Here is a 1,260-nt window from a genome sequence, read left to right as displayed (position 1 = left end):
AGGGATGTCACGCTGGACTCATTGAGAAAAAATATTGCCCTCGTGACACAGGATATCATCCTCTTCAACGACTCCATTAAAAACAACATAGCGTATGGTGTCGTCCCTGACCAGGAAAGGCTGGAGAGAGCGGCGCGTATGGCATATGCCCATGATTTTGTCGTCAAGCTTCCAAAGAAATATGACACAGGTGTCGGTGAGAAAGGCGTAAGACTTTCGGGAGGTCAAAAACAGCGGATCGCCATCGCGAGGGCGCTCTATAAAGATTCGCCCATACTCATTCTCGATGAGGCAACGAGTTCTCTCGATGCCGCGTCAGAGATTGAGGTACAGAAGGCGCTTGAGAACCTTATGAAGGGAAGAACGACAATCATCATCGCCCACAGGCTCTCAACGATCATCAATGCCGACAGGATCATCGTTCTCGAAAAAGGGACGATCGTCCAGGAAGGAACTCACGCTACCCTCATGGAGGCCGAAGGCCCTTATAGACGGCTCTATGAATTGCAATTCAGAAACGGTACACAGAAAAAGATCATAAAGATAGGTAAAAAATGAAAAAGATAAAGTATTTTCTCCTCCTCAATGTGCTGCCACCTCTTATCTATGTCATCCTCACACTCCTCAAAATGACATTGCGGCTCGAACATATCAATAAATCAGCCATACAGGAGGAATGGGATAAAGGCGGCAACTTCATTGTCTGTTTCTGGCACGGGAGATTGCTCATGATGCCCTTCGCGAAAGAAGGCGGTGGAGGAAAGGTACTGATAAGCCGCCATCGGGATGGTGAATTTATTGCCCGGATCATCCGTTTTTTCAAACTTGGCTCCATACGGGGATCCTACAGAAAAGAAGGGAGCGTCTCTTCCCTCAGAACAATACTGCATGACCTGAAGCATAACATCGACGTGGCAATCACGCCTGACGGCCCGAAAGGTCCGCGGTACAAGGTAAAGCAAGGCATCATAGAGCTTGCAAAACTATCCGGCAAGGCAATAGTGCCTGTCAGTTACGGTGCAAGTAAAAAAAAACTTTTCAATCCTGGGATAATTTCATCCTGCCCTACCCTTTTTCAACGATCTATTTTCTCTGGGGAGACCCGATCCATATAAGCAAAGAAAGTACCTCCGAAGACATGGAAAAACAGAGGATTGAATTCGAACATATACTTTTATCCATTACAGAGAAGGCAGATGCCATAGCATGTGGAAGATAGTCTACAACATACTGACCTTTATAGCCCTCCCGTTTTTTATC

General features: G+C 46.4%; 2 protein-coding genes. Both read left to right on the top strand.

The genetic code is table 11. From position 1 onward, the window contains the following. Window positions 1-558 (top strand): ATP-binding cassette domain-containing protein (locus PHU49_11165; GenBank protein MDD5244562.1); only part of this gene is annotated, 558 nt, incomplete at its 5' end. Continuing rightward, on the top strand, window positions 555-1,115 hold the full coding sequence (locus tag PHU49_11160; protein ID MDD5244561.1) for a DUF374 domain-containing protein: 561 nt from the start codon (window positions 555-557) through the stop codon (window positions 1,113-1,115). The genes PHU49_11165 and PHU49_11160, both read left to right, overlap by 4 nt. Window positions 1,116-1,260: the final 145 nt, after the last annotated feature.

This window comes from Syntrophorhabdaceae bacterium, assembly GCA_028713955.1.
Classification (GTDB): domain Bacteria; phylum Desulfobacterota; class Syntrophorhabdia; order Syntrophorhabdales; family Syntrophorhabdaceae; genus UBA5609.
Note: the sequence above shows the minus strand (reverse complement) of the source record. Positions and strands in the feature narration are given on the sequence as shown.

Excerpts from the sequence above, each read along its gene's own strand:
- PHU49_11160 (MDD5244561.1), top strand. The coding sequence starts at position 555 with ATGAAAAAGATAAAGTATTTTCTCCTCCTCAATGTGCTGCCACCTCTT.